At 64.0% G+C, this 21413-nt stretch carries 13 protein-coding genes; 3 read left to right on the plus strand and 10 right to left on the minus strand.

The genetic code is table 11. The features are described 5' to 3' along the window. Positions 1 to 31 precede the first annotated feature (31 nt). Positions 32 to 1129 carry a carboxynorspermidine decarboxylase gene (locus JET17_RS10845; RefSeq protein ID WP_012314015.1) on the minus strand — a complete coding sequence of 366 codons (1098 nt, stop codon included), beginning with the start codon at positions 1127 to 1129 and terminating at the stop codon, positions 32 to 34. 236 nt (positions 1130 to 1365) lie between these two features. On the opposite strand from JET17_RS10845, the gene JET17_RS10850 reads away from it, so the two are divergent. Next, on the plus strand, positions 1366 to 1824 hold the full coding sequence (locus tag JET17_RS10850; RefSeq protein WP_012314016.1) for a metallophosphoesterase family protein: 459 nt from the start codon (positions 1366 to 1368) through the stop codon (positions 1822 to 1824). A 51-nt stretch (positions 1825 to 1875) separates the two neighbouring features. Here JET17_RS10850 and JET17_RS10855 read toward each other — a convergent pair whose 3' ends face one another. Continuing rightward, positions 1876 to 2793, minus strand: a complete 918-nt coding sequence (locus JET17_RS10855) for a pyridoxal-phosphate dependent enzyme (protein ID WP_012314017.1) — start codon at positions 2791 to 2793, stop codon at positions 1876 to 1878. Positions 2794 to 2882: 89 nt separating this feature from the next. After that, the gene (locus JET17_RS10860; RefSeq protein ID WP_012314018.1) at positions 2883 to 4109 is read right to left on the minus strand and encodes an MFS transporter; all 1227 of its coding nucleotides are present in this window, start codon (positions 4107 to 4109) and stop codon (positions 2883 to 2885) included. 329 nt (positions 4110 to 4438) lie between these two features. On the opposite strand from JET17_RS10860, the gene JET17_RS10865 reads away from it, so the two are divergent. Beyond that, positions 4439 to 4690 carry a hypothetical protein gene (locus JET17_RS10865; RefSeq protein ID WP_012314019.1) on the plus strand — a complete coding sequence of 84 codons (252 nt, stop codon included), beginning with the start codon at positions 4439 to 4441 and terminating at the stop codon, positions 4688 to 4690. Between the two features lie 109 nt (positions 4691 to 4799). On the opposite strand, the gene JET17_RS10870 is transcribed toward JET17_RS10865, so the two are convergent. The 3 genes from JET17_RS10870 to JET17_RS10880 all read right to left on the minus strand — a co-directional run bounded on the left by JET17_RS10870 (position 4800) and on the right by JET17_RS10880 (position 14640). After that, positions 4800 to 5066 (minus strand): hypothetical protein, encoded by a 267-nt coding sequence (locus tag JET17_RS10870; protein WP_012314020.1) that lies wholly within the window; start codon positions 5064 to 5066, stop codon positions 4800 to 4802. 141 nt (positions 5067 to 5207) lie between these two features. Continuing rightward, positions 5208 to 5939, minus strand: a complete 732-nt coding sequence (locus JET17_RS10875) for a Crp/Fnr family transcriptional regulator (RefSeq protein ID WP_042111365.1) — start codon at positions 5937 to 5939, stop codon at positions 5208 to 5210. A gap of 55 nt (positions 5940 to 5994) precedes the next feature. Continuing rightward, positions 5995 to 14640 (minus strand): GH36-type glycosyl hydrolase domain-containing protein, encoded by an 8646-nt coding sequence (locus tag JET17_RS10880; protein WP_012314022.1) that lies wholly within the window; start codon positions 14638 to 14640, stop codon positions 5995 to 5997. A gap of 207 nt (positions 14641 to 14847) precedes the next feature. Between JET17_RS10880 and JET17_RS10885 the strand changes: the two genes are divergently transcribed. Beyond that, positions 14848 to 15486, plus strand: a complete 639-nt coding sequence (locus JET17_RS10885) for a TetR family transcriptional regulator (RefSeq protein ID WP_012314023.1) — start codon at positions 14848 to 14850, stop codon at positions 15484 to 15486. Positions 15487 to 15502: 16 nt separating this feature from the next. Here the strand turns inward: JET17_RS10885 and JET17_RS10890 are convergent, their stop codons facing one another. The 4 genes from JET17_RS10890 to JET17_RS10905 form a co-directional block, all read right to left on the minus strand. Further along, entirely contained in the window at positions 15503 to 19066 is a 3564-nt protein-coding gene (locus tag JET17_RS10890; RefSeq protein WP_012314024.1) for a molybdopterin cofactor-binding domain-containing protein, read from the minus strand. Positions 19067 to 19081: 15 nt separating this feature from the next. After that, the gene (locus JET17_RS10895; protein WP_012314025.1) at positions 19082 to 19549 is read right to left on the minus strand and encodes a (2Fe-2S)-binding protein; all 468 of its coding nucleotides are present in this window, start codon (positions 19547 to 19549) and stop codon (positions 19082 to 19084) included. Positions 19550 to 19717: 168 nt separating this feature from the next. Continuing rightward, entirely contained in the window at positions 19718 to 20194 is a 477-nt protein-coding gene (locus JET17_RS10900) for a MarR family winged helix-turn-helix transcriptional regulator (protein WP_012314026.1), read from the minus strand. 68 nt (positions 20195 to 20262) lie between these two features. Next, positions 20263 to 21315: a 2,5-dihydroxypyridine 5,6-dioxygenase gene (locus tag JET17_RS10905; RefSeq protein WP_012314027.1), complete on the minus strand. Its 1053-nt coding sequence runs from the start codon at positions 21313 to 21315 to the stop codon at positions 20263 to 20265. Between the last annotated feature and the right edge of the window lie 98 nt (positions 21316 to 21413).

The raw sequence follows: 21413 nt of genomic DNA on the forward strand, positions 1-21413 counted from the left end.
TTATCCCTTGCTCCTTACTTGATAGCCGGCCTTACGACAGGCTGGAAACGTAGTCTTCGAAACCGAACTCGCGCACCACTTCGACGCTGCCGTCGAGCTGCTTGACCGCGATGGATGGCATCTTCAAACCGTTGAACCAGTTTTTCTTGACCATGGTGTAACCCGCCGTGTCGATGAACGACAGGCGATCGCCGATGGCCAGCGGACGATCGAATTGGTACTCGCCGAAGATGTCGCCGGCCAGGCACGATTTGCCGCAGACCATGTAGGTGTGCTCGCCATCGTTGGGGGCCATCTTGGCGTTCAGCCGGTAGATCAGCAGGTCGAGCAGGTGTGCTTCGATCGAGCTGTCGACCACGGCCAGGTTCTTGCCGTTGTACAGGGTGTCGAGCACGGTGACTTCCAGCGAGGCGCTGTTGGTGATGGCCGCTTCGCCCGGCTCCAGGTAGACCTGCACGCCATACGTCTGCGAGAAGGCTTTCAGGCGCGCGCAGAACGCATCGACTGCATAGTCTTCACCGGTGAAGTGAATGCCGCCACCCAGGCTGACCCACTCGACCTTGTGCAGCAGGTGGCCGAAGCGCTCTTCGATGTGCGTCAGCATCTTGTCGAACAGGCCGAAGTCACCGTTCTCGCAGTTGTTGTGGAACATGAAGCCGGAAATCTGCGAAATGACCTTCTCGATCTTCTCCGGGTCCCATTCACCGAGGCGGCTGAACGGGCGGGCCGGGTCGGCCAGCAGGTAGTCGGAGCTGCTCACCTGCGGGTTGACGCGCAGGCCGCGGACCTTGCCTTCGGACTTCTCGGCGAAGCGCTGCAGCTGGCCGATCGAGTTGAAGATGATCTTGTCGCAGTTCTCGAGCATTTCCTCGACCTCGTCGTCGGCCCAGGCCACGCTGTAGGCGTGGGTCTCGCCGGCGAACTTCTGGCGGCCGAGCTTGAGCTCGTACAGCGACGAGGACGTGGTGCCGTCCATGTACTGCTGCATCAGGTCGAAGACCGACCAGGTGGCGAAGCACTTGAGGGCAAGCAGTGCCTTGGCACCGGAGTGTTCGCGCACGTAGGCGATCTTCTCCATGTTGCTCAACAGCTTGGTTTTATCGATGAGGTAATACGGCGTCTTGATCATTTAAAGGCCCCCGGCCAGGCCGGCCAAAAAAAGGACACGCATTGTGCCTTCACTTGCTGCATACCGAAAGGGCGAGATATGCATTTCGTCGAGGTCGTTGCCGATAGGCCGGAATTTTTCCGATTGCGGCGAGCTCATTGGAACATGCCTGTATGACCATCCTAATCACCGGCTGCGCATCTGAAGGAGAATCCGATGAGTAGCTGTAACAGAACAGACCGGCACAGGAGCCATGAATGAAAACTGGCGTTATCTCCGACACCCACGGCTTGCTGCGGCCCGAGGCGCTTGATGCGCTGGCCGGTTGCGAACTGATCGTGCATGCCGGTGATATCGGCAAGCCTGAAATCATTGAGCTACTCCAGGCGTTGGCACCCGTGCAGATGGTGCGCGGCAACAACGACCTGAAGCTGCCCTGGGCAGCTCGATTGGCCGATCAACGACGCTTCGACATGGAGGGGTGGCAGACACTGCTGGTGCACGACATTGCCGATGTGCCGGCCGAACTGGATGAGGCGGTGCGTGTGGTGATCACTGGGCATTCGCACAAGCCATTGGTTGACTGGCGGGAAGGGCGCTTGTACCTGAACCCCGGGAGTGCCGGGCCGCGGCGGTTCAAGTTGCCGGTGACGGTGGCGGTCATTGAAATCGAGGGCGAGCACCTGGCACCGCGCATCATTCAATTGCTTGAGTGATGCTACGCCCTGATCGCTGGCCTGCCGGCGGTCAGGGCCGTGAAGGCAACCTCAGGCGACCTGCTTCAACCAGTCCTGAATCTGTTTCAGCGTGGCCGTAGCCCCCCCACAAACGACCACCAGCACATTCTGGTAACCGTCCAGCCTCCCGGCCTCATAAGCCAACGCCAACGCCGCCCCGCAGGCAGGCTCCACCAGCACTCGGTGGTCTGCCAGAAACCGCTCGCATGCTTCAAGCGCCGCGCGATCACTGACCAGAACACTGTGCACCGGATGCTCCTGCACGCACGCCAGGGCCTGGTCGGCAACGCGCTTGGCGCCCAGCGAGGTCGCCACCGATGTGAGGCGCTCCAGCTCTACCGGGTGACCAGCCTGCACCGCCGCGTGCAGCGAGGCCGCCCCGTCGGTTTCCACCGCCAGCACAGGGACATCGTTCCAGTCGTTGCGCCTGAGCCCTTCGACCACGCCACTGAGCAGGCCGCCGCCGCCCACCGACAGCACCACCGCATCGGGCTTGTACCCGGTTGCCGCAACTTCATCCACCAGGCTGGCGTGCCCGGCCCACAGCAGTGGGTCATCGAAGGGGTGAATGAAGGCATCGTCCGGCCCGACCAGTGTTTGCGCCAACGCGTTGGCCTCCTGCCACGAGCTGCCATGCACCACCACCTTGGCACCCTCCTGGTGCAACAGTTCCTTGGCGCGATCGGTGGTGGTTTCAGGCACTACCACCGTGACCGGCACACCCAGCTGGCGCCCGGCGTAGGCTACCGCCAAGCCGGCATTGCCACCGGACGAGGACACGAAGTGGCGGGCGCCCCGGGCATGGTGCACTTCGCAGGCATGGCCCACCCCACGCAGCTTGAACGAGCCACAGGGCTGAAGCGCGTCGAGCTTGAGCCAGATCGAGCGGCCAGCGGCCAGCGACAGCGGGCGGGATTCGATCAGAGGGGTGTGGATATGCAGGGTCATCGCGTAGCTCCATGCTTCGGGTAGGGGTCAATGGTAACGCGGGATGCCAGTTGTATGTCGTTGAATTTGTGGTGATTGCACCCTGCCTGTCAGCAAGCCTCAGCCACAGCGCTATTGCTGACGCTGCGCCCCAGCACCAGCACCGTGACGAACCCGCAGCCCACCAGTGCCGTGGCCAGACTCAGCAGCACCGAGCTGCCCATCTGGTCGACGATCTGCCCGCCGAAGAACGAGCCCAGCGCGATGATCACCTGGAACATGGCGACGAACAGTGGCATGCCTCGTTCGACATCCTTGGGCGCTACCACAAACATCCAGATACTGGCACAGGCCGGGAAGGCGCCGAAGGCGAAGCCCCAGAGTGCGATCAGCATCGCCGCGCCAGTCATGCCGGTGGCGAAATGGGGGAACAGGGCGGTGCTGATGCCGATCATCAACGCGACCAGCAACAGGGTGTGACGCACGCTTTGGTTGGCGGCGAAACCGGCAAAGATATTGCCCATCACCCCGGCCACGCCATAAAGCAGCAACAGCGAACCGATGGTCGGCCCATCGAAACCGGAATTCTGTTTGAAGAAGGGCGCGACGTAGGTGTACGCGGCAAAATGCGCCAGGCCAATCAGCAATACCGCAATCAGGCCCACCCGCGCTTGTGGGTTGATGAACAGCGCCGGCAGGTCACTGATGCGGATGGCCTTGTCCGGGTTGAGCCGCGGCAGCAGCAGGATCTGCGCCAGCAGCACCGGTACGCCTACCAGGGCGGTGACCAGAAAAGTCATGCGCCAGCCCAGCAGGCCACTGAGCCAGGTGCCTACCGGCACACCCAGCACGGTTGCCAGGGTCACACCGACCATGATGATCGAGGTGGCCTGGGCAACGCCCACCCCCTTGGGTGCCAGGCGGCCGCTGAGGGCAATGGCGGTAGCCCAGAACCCGCCGATGCTGATGCCCAGCAGCACGCGGCCGAACAGCAGCAAGTTGAAGTCGCTGGCGTAGGCCACCACCGCATTGGCAATGATCATGATCAGCGTCAGGCCGATCAGCAGGTAGCGCCGGTCCAGGGCACCGATGCCCACCGACAGCAAGGGCGCGGCGAGGGCGGCCATGATACCGGGCAGGGTGACCATCAGGCCGGCGTGGCCTGCACTGATGCCCAGGTCACTGGCGACATCGTTCAATACGCCTACCGGCAGAAACTCGCTGGTCACCAAAGCGAAGGCACCCACGGCAACCGAGAGTATCGCCAGCCACTGCTGTTTGACGCTTTGCTGACTGTGTTCGGGGAGGCCGCCAGGGGCCGGGCTGCTATTTGACATGGTGCGGGGTTCCAGAGGGGAATGTCGCCTTGAGCAGGCGCGTGGAGCGGGGAGAATTCGGGGAGGAGTATACGGGGCCTGTCTGCCACGCCGACAGGCGGGTCTTTCGATAGTGATCATCAGTGCGATTGATGTCGGACCCTGGCTGGGCAGCGGCCTGTGACGCAATGCAGCTTACACTGCGCATGTCGGACGCATTTGCCCTTACGGGGCTGCGGTGCGCCGATTGACGTTGCCCCCAAGCGCAATCGGTCCGATATAACCCTGTTCCCGGACAGGAAGGCGCACACTCGAAACAGCCCAGGACTTCTGGGCGTTGAGAGGTGCGTATGACCACTGGCAAGCGCTTCACGGATAACGATGCCCCAGGTGCCAAACCCCATGAGGACGCAGACTGGCCAACCGGGGAAGACGACGAGGACAGTGAGCAGGACGAGCGCTCCAAAGCACAAGACCGCGATGACTCTGTGGATGAGCAGGTGCGCAAGGAGAGCGAAAGAGGTTCGGGTCGCCCGGACCCGTCCAGGGCCTCTGAAGCTGAACGGTACAGCTATCAGCCATGGCAAAAGATGAAGCCGTGATTACGCCGCCCAGGGGGCAAGGCGCCCCCGGGTTTCTGGCTGGCTGACTGCTTCACACCGGCGCCTGCTGCGCAGGTTCCCACAACCAGGCGCCCGGTCTGCAGGTGTCTCAGTGTTTGTCGGTGAAGTGGTGAGGGTAAAGCACCCGATCCAGCTCCAGCTTTTCCGCATCACCCACGCGCTTGCGTACTTCCGCGTAGAACTGCTGGCTCTGGTTCTGGAACCTGATGTAATTGCGGGTACAGGCCTTCAGTGCTGAGCTGAGTTGCTTGCCCGTCAGTCCCTGTGCGCGCTTTTGTGAGGCGAGATAGGCCTGCCAGCTGTTTTCCACCTGCTGCAGCCCCTGAGCGAGCGCTGTTGTCTCGATTGTCGCCATTGCTGCACCCTCTTTGAGCGTTTAACGGCCCGTCGGTGTGGATCGCCCGAGCGACGATGGACATGCAAAGCTGTGCCGAGCACTGGTGTGGCTCGCAGACCCGAGCTTAGCCTGTTTTCCCGGGGGCGCCTGCTCCGGGCGCTAAACGGCGGTGGGCGCCAGAGGCAGGTAGGGCAGCAGCCGTTCGGTCTCCTTCTTCACCACGGCGTAGCATTCGCAGCTCAGCTGCTCCAGGCGTACCCTGTCCAGTACCCGGATATGGCCGCGGTTGTACTCGATCACACCTAGCCGCTGCAGCTTGCCAGCGGCATCGGTCACCCCCTCGCGACGCACGCCCAGCATGTTGGCGATCAGCTCCTGGGTCATGCGCAGCTGGTCGCCCGGCAGGCGGTCCAGCGACAGCAGCAGCCAGCGGCAAAGTTGCTGGTCGATGGAGTGATGGCGGTTGCAGACCGCCGTCTGCGCCATCTGGGTAATCAGGGCCTGGGTGTAGCGCAGCATCAGCATCATCAGCTCGCCATGGCGATTGAATTCGTCCTTGAGCTGCTGGCCTGGCAGGCGATAGCCATGCCCTGCGCTTTGCACGATCGCACGGCTGGGAGTGCTTTCACCACCCATGAACACGGCGATGCCGACCAGCCCTTCATTGCCCACCACCGAGATCTCGGCAGAGGCGCCGTTTTCCATGACGTACAACAGTGAAACGATCGCATCGACAGGAAAGTAGACATGACGCAAGGTATCACCGGATTCGTAGAGCGCTTGGCCCAACGCCAGGTCCACCCGTTCCAGGTGTGGCTCCAGGCGGCCCAGGACCTGCTCGGAGAGGGCGGCCAGCAGGTAATTGTGTTGCGGATCTGGCACCGATTGCATGCGCGGGACCATCCAGGGCAGCGGTTGTCGCAACAAGCGTAGCCCAGCAGGCGGATCAGGCGATGGGCAAGGGCGACGGTTGGTACTGGGCGATGACGTGGTGAAGCATGCCGTCATCGCTCAAGGCCAGGCTGGCCTGTTCCTGCACCTGGCCGTCCAGGCTGAGGGTCAGGTCCGCGCCGCCAGCATTGCGCACTTCAATGCGGTAGTGCGTGCTGCCGAAACGGTAATGCAAGGTGTAGCCGGGCCAGTCCGCCGGCAGCAGTGGTTGTATGCGCAAGGTATCGCCGCAGCGCTTGAGGCCCAGCAGGCTCTCGACGATCAACCGGTACATCCAGCCGGCCGACCCGGTGTACCAGCTCCAGCCGCCACGCCCTACGTGGGGCGCCAGGGCGTAGACATCTGCGGCCATGACATAGGGTTCGACCTTGTAAGTGTCGATCAGCCCCTCACTGCCCTGGCGCACCGGGTTGATCAGGCGCAGCAGCTCCCAGGCCTTGCCGGCATTGCCCATCTGGGCATACGCCATGCCCGCCCATATTGCCGCGTGGGTGTACTGTCCGCCATTCTCACGCACCCCTGGCAGGTAACCCTTGATGTAGCCAGGGTCCAGGCTGCCGCGGTCGAACGGCGGGTCGAGCAGTTTGACGATGCCCAGGTCGCGGCGCACCAAATGCTGCCCAAGGGCGGTCATGGCAGCGCTGGCGCGCTCGGGGGCGGCGACCCCGCTAAGCACAGCCCAGCTCTGCGTGAGGGAGTCGATACGGCATTCCTGGTTGCTCGCTGACCCCAGTACCTGGCCATCGTCGAACCATGCCCGGCGGTACCATTGGCCGTCCCAGGCATGCTGCTCAAGGTTTTCGGCCAGGGCGGCGGCCTGGTGTGTGCAGCGCATCGCAAAGGCGCTATCGCCTTGGTGCAAGGCAACGCTGGCGAACGCGCGCAGCACTTTATGCCCGAAGAAGCCCAGCCACACGCTTTCGCCCCGCCCCTGTTCGCCGACGCGATTCATGCCGTCGTTCCAGTCGCCACTGCCCATCAGCGGCAGGCCGTGAACCCCGCACTGCAGAGCGTGCCCAAGGGCGCGCTGGCAGTGTTGGTACAGGTTCTCGACCAGGCTCGAGTGGGTTGGCAGGTCGTAATACGACTCTTCACCGGCATTGAGCGCACGCCCCTCCAGGTAGCCGACCGGTTCGTCCAGCACCGTGTGGTCACCGGTCACCGTGACGTAGCGGCAGGTCGCAAGCGGTAGCCACAGCAGGTCGTCCGAACAGCGGGTGCGCACCCCACGCTGCAGGGGCGGATGCCACCAGTGCTGCACATCGCCTTCTACATACTGGTGAGCGGCGCAGGCAAGCAGGTGTAGGCGTGCCGCCGCTGGCGCCGCGTGGAGCATGGCCATACTGTCCTGCAACTGGTCGCGAAAACCGAACGCCCCCCCTGACTGGTAGAAGCCGCTGCGCGCCCAGAAGCGGCAGGCAATCACTTGGTACATCAACCAGCCATTGGCCAGGACATCCAGCGCAGGTTCCGGGGTTTCGAGCTGCACGGTGCCCAAGGTCTCGCGCCAATAAGCCTGCACTTTGTCGAACTCGTTCATGGCCGCACGCAAACCCCGATATTGCTGTACACAGCGGCTGGCGGCCTTGGCATCGTGTTCGGCGCCCAGGCGAAACACCACTTCACGGCTTTCGCCCGCCGCCAGCAGCAGGCTGGCCTGCAGTGCTGCGCACGGGTCCAGCCCACCACCGGTGCGCCCCGACAGCCTTGCCTGACGCAGGCCCGCCGGGTGCTGGCTGTCGCCGTTGCGGCCGAGGAATTCGCTGCGGTCACAGGTGACGCCGTGCGCTGGCAGGTCGCAATCGAGAAACGCCACGTGCCCGCAGAACTCGATGTTATAGGCGTTGCGGGCAAACAAGGCGCCGCTGACCGGGTCGATCTCGCTGACCACGTGCATCGCCGATTTACTGCGTAGGTCACCCAGAACCCACTCCACGAAGCAGGTCACGGTCAACCTCCGCTCCCGCTCCGAGCGGTTGTGCAGTTTGAGCCTGCAGAACTTGACCGGTGCCTCTTGCGCGACATGCATCCACAACTCACTGTCCAGCTGGTCATCGGCGTACTCGAATACGCTGTAGCCAAAGCCGTGGCGGGTACGGTAGCGGCCAGGGCCGGGGCAGGGTTGCGGGGTGGGCGACCAGTAGTGGCCGCTGTCTTCGTCACGCAGGTAGAAGGCTTCGCCGCTCGGGTCGGCGACCGGGTCGTTGTACCAGGGTGTCAGCCGGTATTCGTGGGCGTTTTCGCTCCAGGTGTAGGCACTGCCCGCTTCTGACACCACGCTGCCGAACCGCGGGTTGGCCAGGACATTGACCCATGGTGCGGGCGTAGGTCGGCCGGCGATGTGCGTAATGACATACTCGCGGCCGTCGGCACTGAAGCCGCCATAGGGATTGGCAAGCAGCAGGGCGGGGGCGTCTGCCAGCGCATCACTGCTGGCCTTGGGCCGGAGGGCGGCGAGCACCGGCTCGAAGGCGGCAGGCGCAGGCGCATGGCGCCGGTGATGCAGTTGTTCGGCCAGGGTGCCACGGCTGTCGCTGAGCACCAGCCTGGCCACCGACAGTGTCAGTACCCGATCTTCCTCGGACAACTGTTGCGCAGGCCGCACGAAGATGCCGCCCGGGCGGTCGAGCAGCGCGGCTTCGCTGCCGGAGGTGACGATGCCGATGATCAGTTCCTGCAACTGCTGGCGGTAGCCGGCCTGGTCTTCGTTCCAGATCACCAGGTCCAGTACCAGGCCTTTCTGCCGCCAGTAGGCATGGGCAAGGACCATTTGCCTGACCAACTGGATGTTGGCCAGATCGCCGATCTGCACCAGCACGATCGGCAGGTCCCCCGACAGCCCCTGGCCCCACAGCCCGGACTGGCTGCGGCGGTTGCTCGCCAGCAGGGCGCTGCCGGCGCGCAGCATTGCATTGGGGTAGATGACCGATGCGGCCATGTGCTCGAACAGCCGTGCATCTGCCAGCGAGCCGTTAAGCTGGCGCAACAGCACCTGGCTGTGTGGCCAGGCCAGTTCGAACACCCGGTCGGCCAAATGGCGGTCGCGGTACTTGGCAATCTGCTGCAGGCACGCATCACGGCTGTCGGCCACACCGGTGGCCAGGTCGACCGTTGCTGTCTGGCCTGGCGCCAGGGTGATGCGGCAGCGGATCGCGATGATCGGGTCAAGCACCGGACCGGCACTGCCAGACAGCGCTTCGGCTTGCCGGTCCAGTGCCGCCGGAGCCCTCAGGCTGCGGCCCCGGCCGATGAAACGGGCGCGGTCGGTCTCATAGGAAATGGCGTCGATATCAACCCCATGCACCGCCAGCACATGGCACATCCAGGGCGCGGCCTCCAGCATCGCGCGCGGTCGTCGGGTGCAGAGAATGGCCTGCAGCGGGCGGACCAGCTCGGTCTGCACGAACAGCTTGCTGAAGGCCGGATGCAGCGCATCGCTCAGGGCTGGCGCCAGTACCACCTCGGCGTAGCTGGTCAGCTCCAGGGTGCGGGGCGCTTCGCCGTGGTTGGTCAGGTGCAGCCGGCGCAGTTCGATGTCGTCTTCAGGGGATACGGCAATTTCAGTGTGGCAGTCGAAATCGCGTTCGCGCACGCGAAACTCCGCCCGGCCATCGCTGAATATCGCTTCCTGGTTATAGGTGCGGCGCTGTGTCGGTTGATAAGTCGTGGACCAATATGCGCCGCTGGCGACATCGCGCAGGTAGCAGAAGCTGCCCAGGGCATCGCCGGTGGCGTCTTCGCGCCAACGGGTGACAGCCAGGTTGTCATGGTGACTGTAACCACTGCCGACATGGTTGATCATGACGTGGTAGTGGCCGTTGGAGAGCAACTGCACTGCCGGGTGCCGGCGGTTCGGTTCACTGAATACCCGCAGCCGGGTTTCGCAGCTTGGGTCTGCGCTGTCTTGCGCCGGTGCCTGGAGGGTATGCAAATACGGCGCAGCGGTTTTCGGCACGCGCTCCTGAAGCAGCAGCATGCTCGCTTGAAACTGTGGGTCGCAGGCGAAGCGACGTTGCATGGGCAGGTTCAGCAGTACTGCAGTCAGGGCAAGGAAACTCATGCCCTGGTGGTGCGCCATGAACGAGCGGATGACCACAGCGTCCTGCCCGGGGGGCAGACGCGCCTCGCTGTAGTCTACCGCTTCGTACAGTCCAAACCGGCCTGCGACGCCCAATGCGCACAGCCGCTGCAGGTTTTTGCAGGCCGCGGCTGGCGCTACCATCAGCGCCAGCGCGCTGGCGTAGGGTGCAATCACGCGCTCCTCGCCCAGGCCGCGCTTGAGGCCCAGGCCCGGTACGCCGAACGCCCGGTACTGGTAGTTGAATTGAGCGTCCAGCGCATTGTAGGCAGATTCTGAAACACCCCACGGGATGCCCAGCAGGTGGCCATGTTCGATTTGTCGTTTGACTGCTGCCTGGCAGGTCTGGTCGAGCAAAGTCCCTTCATAGTTGGGCATGACCAATAGCGGCATCAGGTACTCGAACATGGAGCCGGACCAGGACAGCAGTACAGGCACACCGGCATTGCTGGTCAGCAACCGCCCCAGCGCGAACCAACTGTCCTGAGGCGCCTGGCCTTGGGCAATGAGCACGAAATTGGTCAGGCGCATCTCTGATGCCAGCAGGTCGTAGAACGCCGTATCGAGGCGGTGCTCATCGGCGTTGTAGCCGATGGCGAACAGGTCGCGCTGGCTGTCGTAGAGGAAACTGAAGTCCATGTTGACCAGCCGGGTGATGCGCAATGCCAAGTGTTGCGCCTGGTCGATGCGCTGGCGGGCGAGGGTGCGGACCTTGACCACTGCGGGGCGGTCAGCTGCCGGCCACGTGGCGGGGTCCAGCTCCGTCATTTGCCGCCAGTTCAAGCTGTGCTCCGGAGCCTGCTCATCGCCAGCAGGCAGTTGCAGAGCCTCTAGCTCATCGGCCAGGTCCAGGCACTGGCGCAACAGCGCTTGCAGCCAGAACGCGCACTCATCGGTCGCCCCCTCTTCAGCCTGCGGTGCTGCGTATTTACCGATCAGGCCCTGCAATTGCCCGCAAAGCAGCGCCATCAGCGCAGCCGTCGGCGCTTGTTCTCGCTCCAGGGCTTGCCATGCTTCCTGGCGCAGCGCCTGTATTTCGGCAGTGTCACGGCCGGCTTGGGTGAATGCTTCGTGCAGGATATCGAGAGTATCGAGCAGCCCGCGGGTGACCTGGCGGCCCGGCGCCGGGGCCTCTGCCATCGCCAACAGGCCGGGCCTGAGCGTCAGCAGCAGCGCAGCCAGGTTGCCGCTGTCCACCGATGACACATACAACGGCGGCAGCGGTTTGAGGGCTTGGGTGTCGTACCAGTTGTAGAAATGCCCCTTGTAGCGCTCCAGGCCATCCATGCTGTCGAACATGCACGTCAGGCGCTCGAACAGACGGCCGGCAGACAGATAGCCGAAGTCGTGTGCCGCCAGGTGCGACAGTAATGCCATGCCCATGTTGGTGGGGGAGGTGCGGTGCGCCACACTGGCATAGGGCGGTTCCTGCAGGTTGTCGGGTGGCAGCCAGTTGTCGGCAGGGCTTACGTGCTGCTCGAAGAACGCCCAGTTGCGCCGGGCCAGGCGGTGCAGAAAACACAGGTCCCCGGCCGATGGTGTGAACACGCTGCGAACCTGCGCGCGGCTGAGCCACCAGGCCAGCGCCGGGCCGAGCAGCCAAAGTGCGAGAACTGGTGAGGCCAACAGCAGGGTCGCGGGCTGCAACGCCAACAAACCCGCCAGCGTCAGCGCCAAGGCCGGTTGCAGCCATTGCTCGCGATAGACCGCCTGCAGGGTATCGGCGCTGCTGCGTTCCTCTGCTTGCGAGGGGTTCCATTGCAGCAAGCGGCGCTTGCTCACCGCAAGGCGCCACACGGTGCGGGCGATGGCATCCAGGCTGTAGCCGGCCTCGAAAGGTAGCCATGCCAACGATAGCAAGGCGCGCACGAAGTAGGTGCCCGACGTTCTCAGGGCTGCGACAAGGTGTTCGGTAAACGCTACCTCGGCAGTTTTGTGCAGCAGTTCAAGCAACGTATCCAGCAGCGGTCGCACCAGCAGCAACCCCAGCACTGTGAGTGTCCACCACAGTGGCGAGGCGCTGGCGAGCCAGCCCCACATCAGTACTGTCAGCAGGGCTGCCGGCTCCAGGCTGCGGCGCAGGTTGTCGAAGATTTTCCACCGCGACAGCGCGCTCAGCGGGCTTTGCGCATTGCCCTTGGTGCCATTGCGCCTGCGTGATAAAAGCCACGGCAGCAGTTGCCAGTCGCCGCGGATCCAGCGGTGGCGCCGCTTGGCATCGGCGCTGTAGCGCGCCGGGTAGCCCTCGAACAGCTGCACGTCGCTGAGCAGGCCGGAGTGGGCATAGCAGCCCTCTATCAGGTCATGGCTAAGCACGCGGTTGTCGGCAAAGCGCCCGTCCAGCGCCTGCTCGAAGGCATCCACGGCGTAAATGCCCTTGCCGATGAACGAACCGCTCAGGAACAGGTCCTGGTAAACGTCCGAGACGGCCTGTGTATAGGGGTCGATACCGGCATCGGTGGCGAACAGGCGGGCGTAGGCCGAACGTGATACTGCCGGCAGGCTGATGCCAACCCGCGGTTGCAAGATGGCGTAGCCGGAAATGATACGACCGGTTCGGGCATCGAACCGCGGGTGGTTCAGCGGGTGCTGCATGGCACCGACAAACTGCTGCGCCACATCGCGTGGCAGCAGAGTGTCGGTGTCCAGTGTGATGACATAACGCACGCTGCCGAGCTTCAGCACATCGCCGACGATGCGCATGAAACACTCGGCCCCATGCCCACGCAGCAGGGCATTGAGCTCGGCGAGCTTGCCGCGCTTGCGCTCACGGCCCATCCAGCAGTGCTCGGTAGCGTTCCATACCCGGGGCCGATGCAGCAGAAAGAACCGCTCACAGCCCAGGGTGGGGTATTTGTGGTTCAGGGCCTCGACACCCTCGCTGGCAAGGTCGAGCAGGCCCAGGTCCTCTGGGCAAGTCTGTTGCCGCGCATCGACGAAATCACTCAACAGGGCGAAATGCAGGTGTTCATCGCGGTTGGCCAGAAAGCGCACTTCAAGGCCTTCGACGAGCGCCTCCACATCGCTGGCACTACTTAGCAGGCTGGGTACCACCACGAGCGTGCGGGCATCGGCGGGAATGCCTGCGGTGTAGTCCAGGCGTGGCAGGAACGACGGTTTCACGGTCAGGGTGACCAGCCAGTTCACCAGGCCGATGGCCAGGCGGCTGGTGGCCAGCAGTATCGGTAGGGCCATGAGCGTTGTCACCCAAAACGGCCAGCCCTCGGCCACGATTGTGCCGATCAAGCCCCAGCCCAGCATGCACGACAGCAACACCGTCGGTACCAGGTAGAACGTCAGCGGTGCCCGATGCAACAAACGCTGCCAGCGCTCGGCAAGGCCAACCCGTGCAGCGAGCTTACGTTCAAGCAACGGCAAGCCGTCGCCTGCCAGGTAAAAACCGACGTGCCCGGCCGGCTCATCCACCCCGACCCCTGCGGCCCGCGCAAGCTCGATGGCCGTGCGCGCCACCTGGTCTTCGGTGAATGCACTGTGCCGCGCCAGCCGCTCGACGATGTGTCGGTAGTGGTCGCGGCTGGTGAAATCCATGGTCGTGTAGACCGCGGCCGGGTCCTGGCACAGCACCTGCTCGACATGGCTCAGGCGCTCGACGAACAGCCGCCAGTCGATGGTCGACAGCAGCCGCAGGCTACCGATGCTGTTGCTGATGGACAGCTGGTCGATGGCCTGCTGTTGCGCATCGAGTTGCACATTGCGTTCGATGCTCAGCGCCGATTCGCTGAGCATCTGTTCGATCCAGGTCAGCGGCTGGGTGAGTGTGCTGCTGTGGCCCTGTAGCCGCCTTGCCAGTTCGGCGACGAAGGCGGCGGTCAGCGGTGGTGCTGAGCGGGCCATGTCGGCGACCACCAGGATCACGCTCTTGGCATCGCGCTCGGCGGTTTCGCACAGCGTGTCAGCCCAGCCATTGGCCAGATCACGGTCCGCTAGGTTGGCCATGACCCGGGCGGCTACCCGGCGCAGGTTTTCGATCAGCGCCAGGCGCAGCATGATCGGAATCGCCCAGAGTTCGCCCAGGCTCAGCGTGTTGCGCTGCTGGTAGGCCTCGATGAAGCCACTGAGGCTTTCGGCGTCGACCCGGCCGTCACCATGGCAAATGGTCTCCAGTGCCAGGTCATACACCCGTGGCAGGCCACTCGAAGGGCCGTTGTCCAGCCTTGGCAACTGCAGGCTGTAGTCGGTCGGCAGGTGGCGTTTGGCAATGCGGATATGGGTTTCGACCAGGTAGAAGTTGTCGAGCAACCATTGCGCGGCCGGCAACGCCGGGCGTGAGCCGGGCAGGCTGGCGGCCAGGGCCGAACAGCTGGTGTAGAGCATGTGTTCGTTGTCGGCCAGGCGGTCGAGCAGCGCATCGTCGGCGGGCAGCAGGCTCAGCCGATGCTGGCTGGCGAGCCAGCCCCCATGGTCTGCCAACTGCTGGGCGCTGTAGAGCTCCGAGCGCAGCAGGCTTTCATAGGTGAACCTGTGCCGTGGCGACCCCCAGCGCCGGGCGTGACGGGCCAGGCGACGAAGGAAGGCGAGCGGGTGGAGCCAAGGGTTGTCCATGGTCGCGAGTTGCCGTGAGCTGGCCGGTCAGGCCCTCAGTCTGGCTGGCTGGCACACGGCAGGTCTGTACGGTAGCGAACAGACCGGGCCGCGAGGGGAGACCCTGTCAGGCATCGAGCGCGCACATCGTGCAGTGCCAAAAAGCCGCGCAAAGACCGAACGGCTGTGGCAGTGTTAGCCTTCAGGCCAGCCCTACAGTGGTTCCACATGCAAACTCGCAAAACCGGTGTTCGCGCCCAGCAGGCAGACCGCACCAGGCACAACATTCTTCAGGCGGCGGTGAAGGTCTTCAGCAAGGAAGGCTTCACTGGCGGGCGCATCGAGCAGATATCCTCGCTGGCAAACTCCAATGACCGGATGATCTACTACTACTTCGGCAACAAGGAAAAGCTGTTCATCAGCGTGCTGGAGCACATCTACGCAAGTTTCAATCAAGCCGAAGCCAAGCTTCGACTGGACCTCACCGACCCCGAGGCGGCACTGCGTAAGCTGGTGGCGTTCATCTGGGACTACTACGTGCGCCATCCCGAATTCGTCACCCTCCTGGCCACAGAGAACCTCCATCAGGGCAAGCACGTCAGGCAGTCGCAAAACCTGAAAGCGCTGTCCGGCGAGGCTGTCGGCGTACTGCGGCCGATCGTCGAGGCGGGCCAGGCCAAGGGCGTGTTCCGCAAGGATATCGACATCAGGCACACCTACCTGATGATTGCCTCGCTGTGCTATTTCTATAACTCCAACCGCTACACGCTCAGTTCGTTTCTTGCCGTGGACCTGGCCGATAAACAGGCCAAGTCCGACTGGCTGGCGTTCATCAGCGACCTGGCCTTGCGCGGGCTGCGCTGCTGAGGGGCAAACGCACGAGTCAATGGCTGCCGGGGTTGGCGCGCACCTGGGCGCTCTTGGCCACCAGCCCCTCCCAGGCCGGCTTTTGGGCCGCAAAGCGCTGGCGCAGGTAAGCGGCAAGGTCCGCCACCTGGCGGTTCGACAAACTGTCCTTGAACCCCGGCATGTAGCCCAGCTCACGTGTTGCCGGCGCCGGTATGCCGTGCAGTATCACGCGCAGCAGGTTGTCCGGCAGGTCGCTGTGAACATTGCTGTTCACAGCCATGGACGGGCTGACCCCGAACAGCTTCGGCCCCAGCCCGTCGCTGTGGCAGGCCATGCACGCGCCTTTGAACACTCGTTCGCCATTACTCAATGACACCTGGGTGTCGACTTGCGCTGGCGCTTTGGCTGCGACCGCCTGCGGTATGCCGTCCAGTGAGGCCAGGTAATGGGCAATAGCGCGTACATCGCTTTGCGGCAAAGTTGCCAGTTCGCTGACCACTGGCCCCATAGGGCCAGCAGCCACGCCATGCTTGTCGGAAAAACCGGTGCTCAGGTAGGTGAACAGCTCATTCTCGCTCCAGGGTGTCGATGATTTGCCCAGGGCGTTGAGCGCGGGCGCTTCCCAGCCATCGACCATGCCGCCGGCAAGGTAGCTGTTACCGCTTTTCTCCGCGCCCATCAGGTTGCGTGGCGAGTGGCACGCCGCGCAGTGGCCGAGGCCGTCGACCAGGTAGGCGCCACGGTTCCATTGCTCGCTGCGCTGCGGGTCGGGCTGGTATTCGCCGCGCTTGAGAAACAGCGCGTTCCAGCCGGCCATCAGTGGGCGCTGGTTGAACGGGAAGCGCATCTGATTGGCCGAGGGCGCCTGGTATACAGGCGTTTGCGACATCAGGTAGGCGTACAGGGCCTGCATGTCGGCGTCAGTGATGTTGCGAAATGACGTGTAGGGAAAGGCCGGGTACAGGTGCCGGCCGTCGCGGCTGATGCCTTGGCGCATCGCCCGTTCGAAGGCGGCGAACGACCACCGGCCGATGCCGGTATCCGGATCGGGAGTGATATTGGTGCTGTAGAGCGTACCGAACGGAGTCTCCATCGCCAGGCCGCCGACATTGACCTTACCGCCTTGTACCGTATGGCAGACAGCACAGTCCCCGGCAGCAGCCACTTGGCGCCCGCGCTCGAGCATCGAGGCTGACCAGCTGCCGGCAGCAGGTGGTGTCACAGGGGCGATTTCAGCGCGCCAGGGCAGGGCGGTAGCGGCCATGCCCAACGCGGCACCGAACACTCCGGCGATTGAGCCGAACCACCATTTCGAGCGCTTCGGCGCGGGCTGCGCTGACGCCGGCCCGCTGCAGCCCTGACCATCGCCGCTCAGTGCCTCGCGCACCCGCTCAGCTGTGATCGGCAGCTCGCGGAAGCGAATGCCGGTGGCATCGAACACGGCGTTGGCGATGGCTGCTGCACTGGGTACCGAGGCTGATTCACCGCTGCCCATCGGAGGCTCGTGTTGGCGCGGGAGCATCATTACATCGATGGCCGGCACTTCGGGGAAGGTCAGGATCGGGTATCCGCCCCATTCCTTGCTGGCCACCGTCGATTCTTCGAAGCTCACCTGCTCCTTGAGCACACGGCTGGTGGACTGGATCACATTGCCGTGTATCTGGTGCCGCACCCCGTCGGGGTTGACCATCATGCCGGCGTCATGGCCGATGACTACACGCGTCACGGCGACCTCGCCGGTGCGTCGGTCCACTGCAACATCGGCGACCCAGGCCGCCCACGCGGCCCCGAAGCCCGGGAACTTGCTGTGGATGTAGCGTGCATAGGCGAAACCGCGTCCGCGCAACACATCACCTTCGGCGGGTGTCTGCATGGGCTCGGTGCGCGGCTGCCAGCCGGCGCGCTCGGCCGTGGCTCTGACCAGGTCGATGGCGCGCGGATCGCTGAGATGCTTGAGGCGGTACTCGACCGGGTCGACGCCGGCTGCAAAGGCCAGTTCGTCGATGTAGGACTCATGGGCGAAGCTGTTGGGCATGGCCGACACACCGCGCATCCACGAGGCGCGTACCAGGGGCGTCATGTCATTGATGGTGACGCGCATGTGTTCGTAGTCATAGGGTGGAATGGAGGTGCGGTCGCCCATTTCAAACAGTGCCGGTACCGGCTCCACCGCGCCTGTGAGCAGCAGGGCGAGCGTGGGTGCACCGTTGGAGGGGTAGCTGGTCTGGAAGTCGTAGGCGGCGACCGTGCCGTCGGCATTCAGGCCGCCATCGATTTCCATCAGCTGCGCCGTACCCTTGGGTTCCCAGGCATGCTCCTGCTCGCGGGTCAGTTGCACCCGCACCGGGCGGCCGACTGCACGCGACAGCAGTACTGCATCGGCGCAGACGTCGTCCGCGCAGTTTCGGCCATAGCAGCCGGCCGCTTCCATGCGGATGATCTCGATGCGTTGTTCGGCACAGTCCAGCAGCCAGGCCAGGTCTGCACGCAGCAGGTGCGGGTTCTGGGTGCCCGACCAGACGCGGATCTGCCCGTCGGTGTAGTCGGCCAGCGCGCAGGAGGGGCCAATCGAGCCATGCAACTGGTAGGGCCAGAGATAGCTGCGGCTCAGGCGCTGGCTGGCGTTGGCGATGCCTGCGTCGACATCGCCCTGGTCCAGCACGGTGCGCTGCACGCGGGGGTTGTCGCGGATTGCCTGGGCGACATCGCTGAGGTCGGGCAATTTGCCGGTGAGCGGTTTCCAGCTGAGCTTCAAATCGTGGGCAGCGCGGATCGCCTGTTCCTCGCGCTCGGCAACCACACCGACGAAGTCACGGATGACCACCACCGCGATCACCCCCGGCACATGGGCAATAGAGGATTCGTCCACTGCCAGCAGGCTGTTGCCGACGAATTCGCCGCTGTCATGGCCTGCATAGGGCGGGCGGATCACCCGGCCATGCAGCATGTCGGGCAGGCGCATGTCGTGGACGTAGGTCAGCTCGCCGGTCGCCTTGCCAGGGATGTCCACCCGTGCCGCGCTGCGACCCACCAGGCGGTAATCCTCGATGGCCTTGAGCGGCGCATCGTCGGCAATGTGCAGTTGATGGCGCTGCCCGCCGACCAGGTCGGCAAAGCTCAGGGTGCGGCCGTCCTCGGTAATCAGCATGCCGGCCTCCATGCGCAACGCCTGCACCGGGCAGCCCAGGCGCAGGCTGGCCTGTTCCAGCAAGAAGCGCCGCGCCGTCGCTGCGGCCTTGCGCAGCGGCACGGCGGAAATCTGCAGGGTCGCGCTGGCGATGGTGGCGCCCTGGTTCGGCGCCCGCTCGGTGTCACCCAGCACCATGTGCACCTGGTCCATGCGCAGGTCGAGTTCTTCGGCAACGATCTGAGCCAGCGACGTGCGGATGCCGGTGCCCAGGTCAACGTGGCCATTGAAGGCGTAGACCATGCCGTCATCGCTTACGGCAAGAAACAGCGCCAGCTCACGCGCCTTGACTGTGGGTGTCACACCCTTGGCCACAGGGCCCGAGGGCGGCGTGATCTGGTCGACGATCAGCAGTACGCCGGTTTTGCCCATTAACTGGTCGCGGGTGGGAACGTGTTGGGAGTGGTTCATGCTCTGCTCCGGGTCTCAGGCCTGGCGGCCGGCAGCGCGGCGCACCGCGCGCAGGATTTCGACATGGGTGCCACAGCGGCACAGGTTGCCTGACAGTTCGTTGCGGATCTGTTCGTCACTGGCGTCGGGGATGCGGTCGAGCAGGGCCTTGGCGGTCATGATCATGCCGTTCATGCAGTAGCCGCACTGGGCGGCCTGCTCATCGATGAACGCCTGTTGCACCGGGTGTGGCGCGGCCTTGCTGCCCAGGCCTTCGAGAGTGGTGATGTCGCGGTTGGCGGCGCCGGACAGCGGGATCACGCAGGCGCGTGCGGCCACGCCGTCGATGATCACCGTGCACGCCCCGCACTCGCCCAGGCCGCAGCCGTACTTGGGGCCGTTCAGGCGCAGGTCGTTGCGCAGGATCAGGAGCAAGGGCGTGTCGGCCATGGCGCTGACTTCGACAGCCTGGCCGTTGACCCGCAGGGGGAGGGTGATTTGCATGGTTGGCTCATCTCTGGAAGTTTGCATGCCGTTCAAAAGCGAGTACCTGCGCTACCAAACCACTCAAGTGGTGCGCTTGTTTAGGTAAGTACTCACTACATGAAATGATCAGGCAAGAAGCAGGCCAGCGATGATTGCGCAAGAGGTTGTTCGAGGTATTGGGCGTGATCAGCCTGCCTGATCGTCCCCGTCGATCATCTTGCGCAGAAGAAACAGGATCGCCACCCGCTCTGCGGCGTTCAGGCAGCCCATGCTCAGTTCACTGATTTGCCGGGCGCAGGGGATCATCGCATCGAGCAAGGCTGCGCCACTGTCGGTGAGCCCGACAATGACCTTGCGCCGGTCATCCGGGTCTGGTGACAGCTCGATCAGCCCGCGCGCCTTCAGGCGTTCGACAATGCCGCGGATGGTCGCCTGATCGACGGCGGTGGCCTTGATCAGTTCGGCTTGGGAGCTGGGGCCGTGGTCGCGCAGGGCGCACAGGGTGACGAACTGGATCGAGGTCAACTGCGGGTCGCACGCCTGTTGCTGAAAAATCGCGGTGTGCCGTTGGTAGGCCTTGCGTAAAAGGTGGCCGACCTGTTCGGTCACGTCGTAGGGGGCAGTGTCGGGTGCAGCGGGAGCGGGGGTGTTTTTATTCGACATGGGTTGGCTTGGGCTGTGTGGGTTGGCTGGCCGGCCCCCCGGAGCGGGGCGCCGGGCCAGTATAACCACTATCGCGCCTTGGACTCCTCAGGCGCGACCACATCACCGGCCAGCACCACGGCCTGGTCATCCAGGTAGATATCGCAGTTGCGCAGCGGAATATCCAGATGGCAAGGGGTCTTGCGCTTGCCCCCGACCTCGGTGTTGGGGCCGGTGGAGAACAGGAAGTTGCCATAGAACGCGCGGGCATCCATGCACATGCCGTCGTTGCGGTCGTGCAGCCCCATGGCGGTCCACTGGGCACGCGGCTGCAGGCCCCAGCCGATATGGGAGATGCCGTAGACCTCGGGGTCGTTGAAGTACTTCATGTAGTCGCGCAGGTACTCGGCCTCGAAGCCGCCATGGATGCCGGTAATGAAGCCTTTCTCGATCTCCAGGGTGATGCGCTCGCGGCAGTAGTTCTTGAACGGCAGGATGATGTCGCCCACATCCAGTACCAGCGTGCCTTCAGCGCTGTCCTCGTTCGGCCAGGTGAACAGGAAGCCGCTTGGCCAGTGGTCCCAGCGGCCGGGCTCGTCGGCATAGCCGTATTCGGTAACAGCCGGGTATTGGCCCAGTGGGGCGTGGAAATCACTGCCGGCCCTGGAGCGCACCTGCATCGTGCGGGCTTGCTTGAGCTGCGTTTCGGCGGCCAGCACGCGCCGCTTGTCGTCTTCGCACGGCAGCATGCGCGCCAGGACTTCCGGGGGTTCGACCGCCAGCAGTATGCGCGTTCCGGTCTTAAGGATCTGCTCCTGCTCCGGTGAGTGCAGCAGCATCATGGTGTCGACGATCAGGTCGGCCGCTTCCAGCGCCCGCTGGGCGGCCAGGTTGCCGGTCAGGGCGGTGTCGCCGCAGTAGGCGGTCATGTCGTTGCCCATGGCGGTGGGGTGGTTGAACGAGGGCAATTCCACCGCGTAGACCTTCGCCTTGAGCCGCTGCGCCGCTTCCATCGCGGCGCTGACCGTACGCGGGTCGGAGTAGTGGCTCTTGAGCACGGCGACGCTCTGCGTTTCGTCCACCCGGGACAGTTTGAGTACGTGTTCGAACATCTGGGTCAGTTCTGCGTTGCTAACCGGCATCAGCTTTCTCCTGGCAGGCCTCGATGAAACCGAAAATGCTGCACCGCAGTGGTGCGGAGCGCTTTATCTCGGTGCAAATTAATAGTGTGTACACCCTA

Origin of the sequence: Pseudomonas putida, assembly GCF_016406145.1 — a bacterium.
GTDB classification, from domain to species: Bacteria; Pseudomonadota; Gammaproteobacteria; order Pseudomonadales; family Pseudomonadaceae; genus Aquipseudomonas; species Aquipseudomonas putida_E.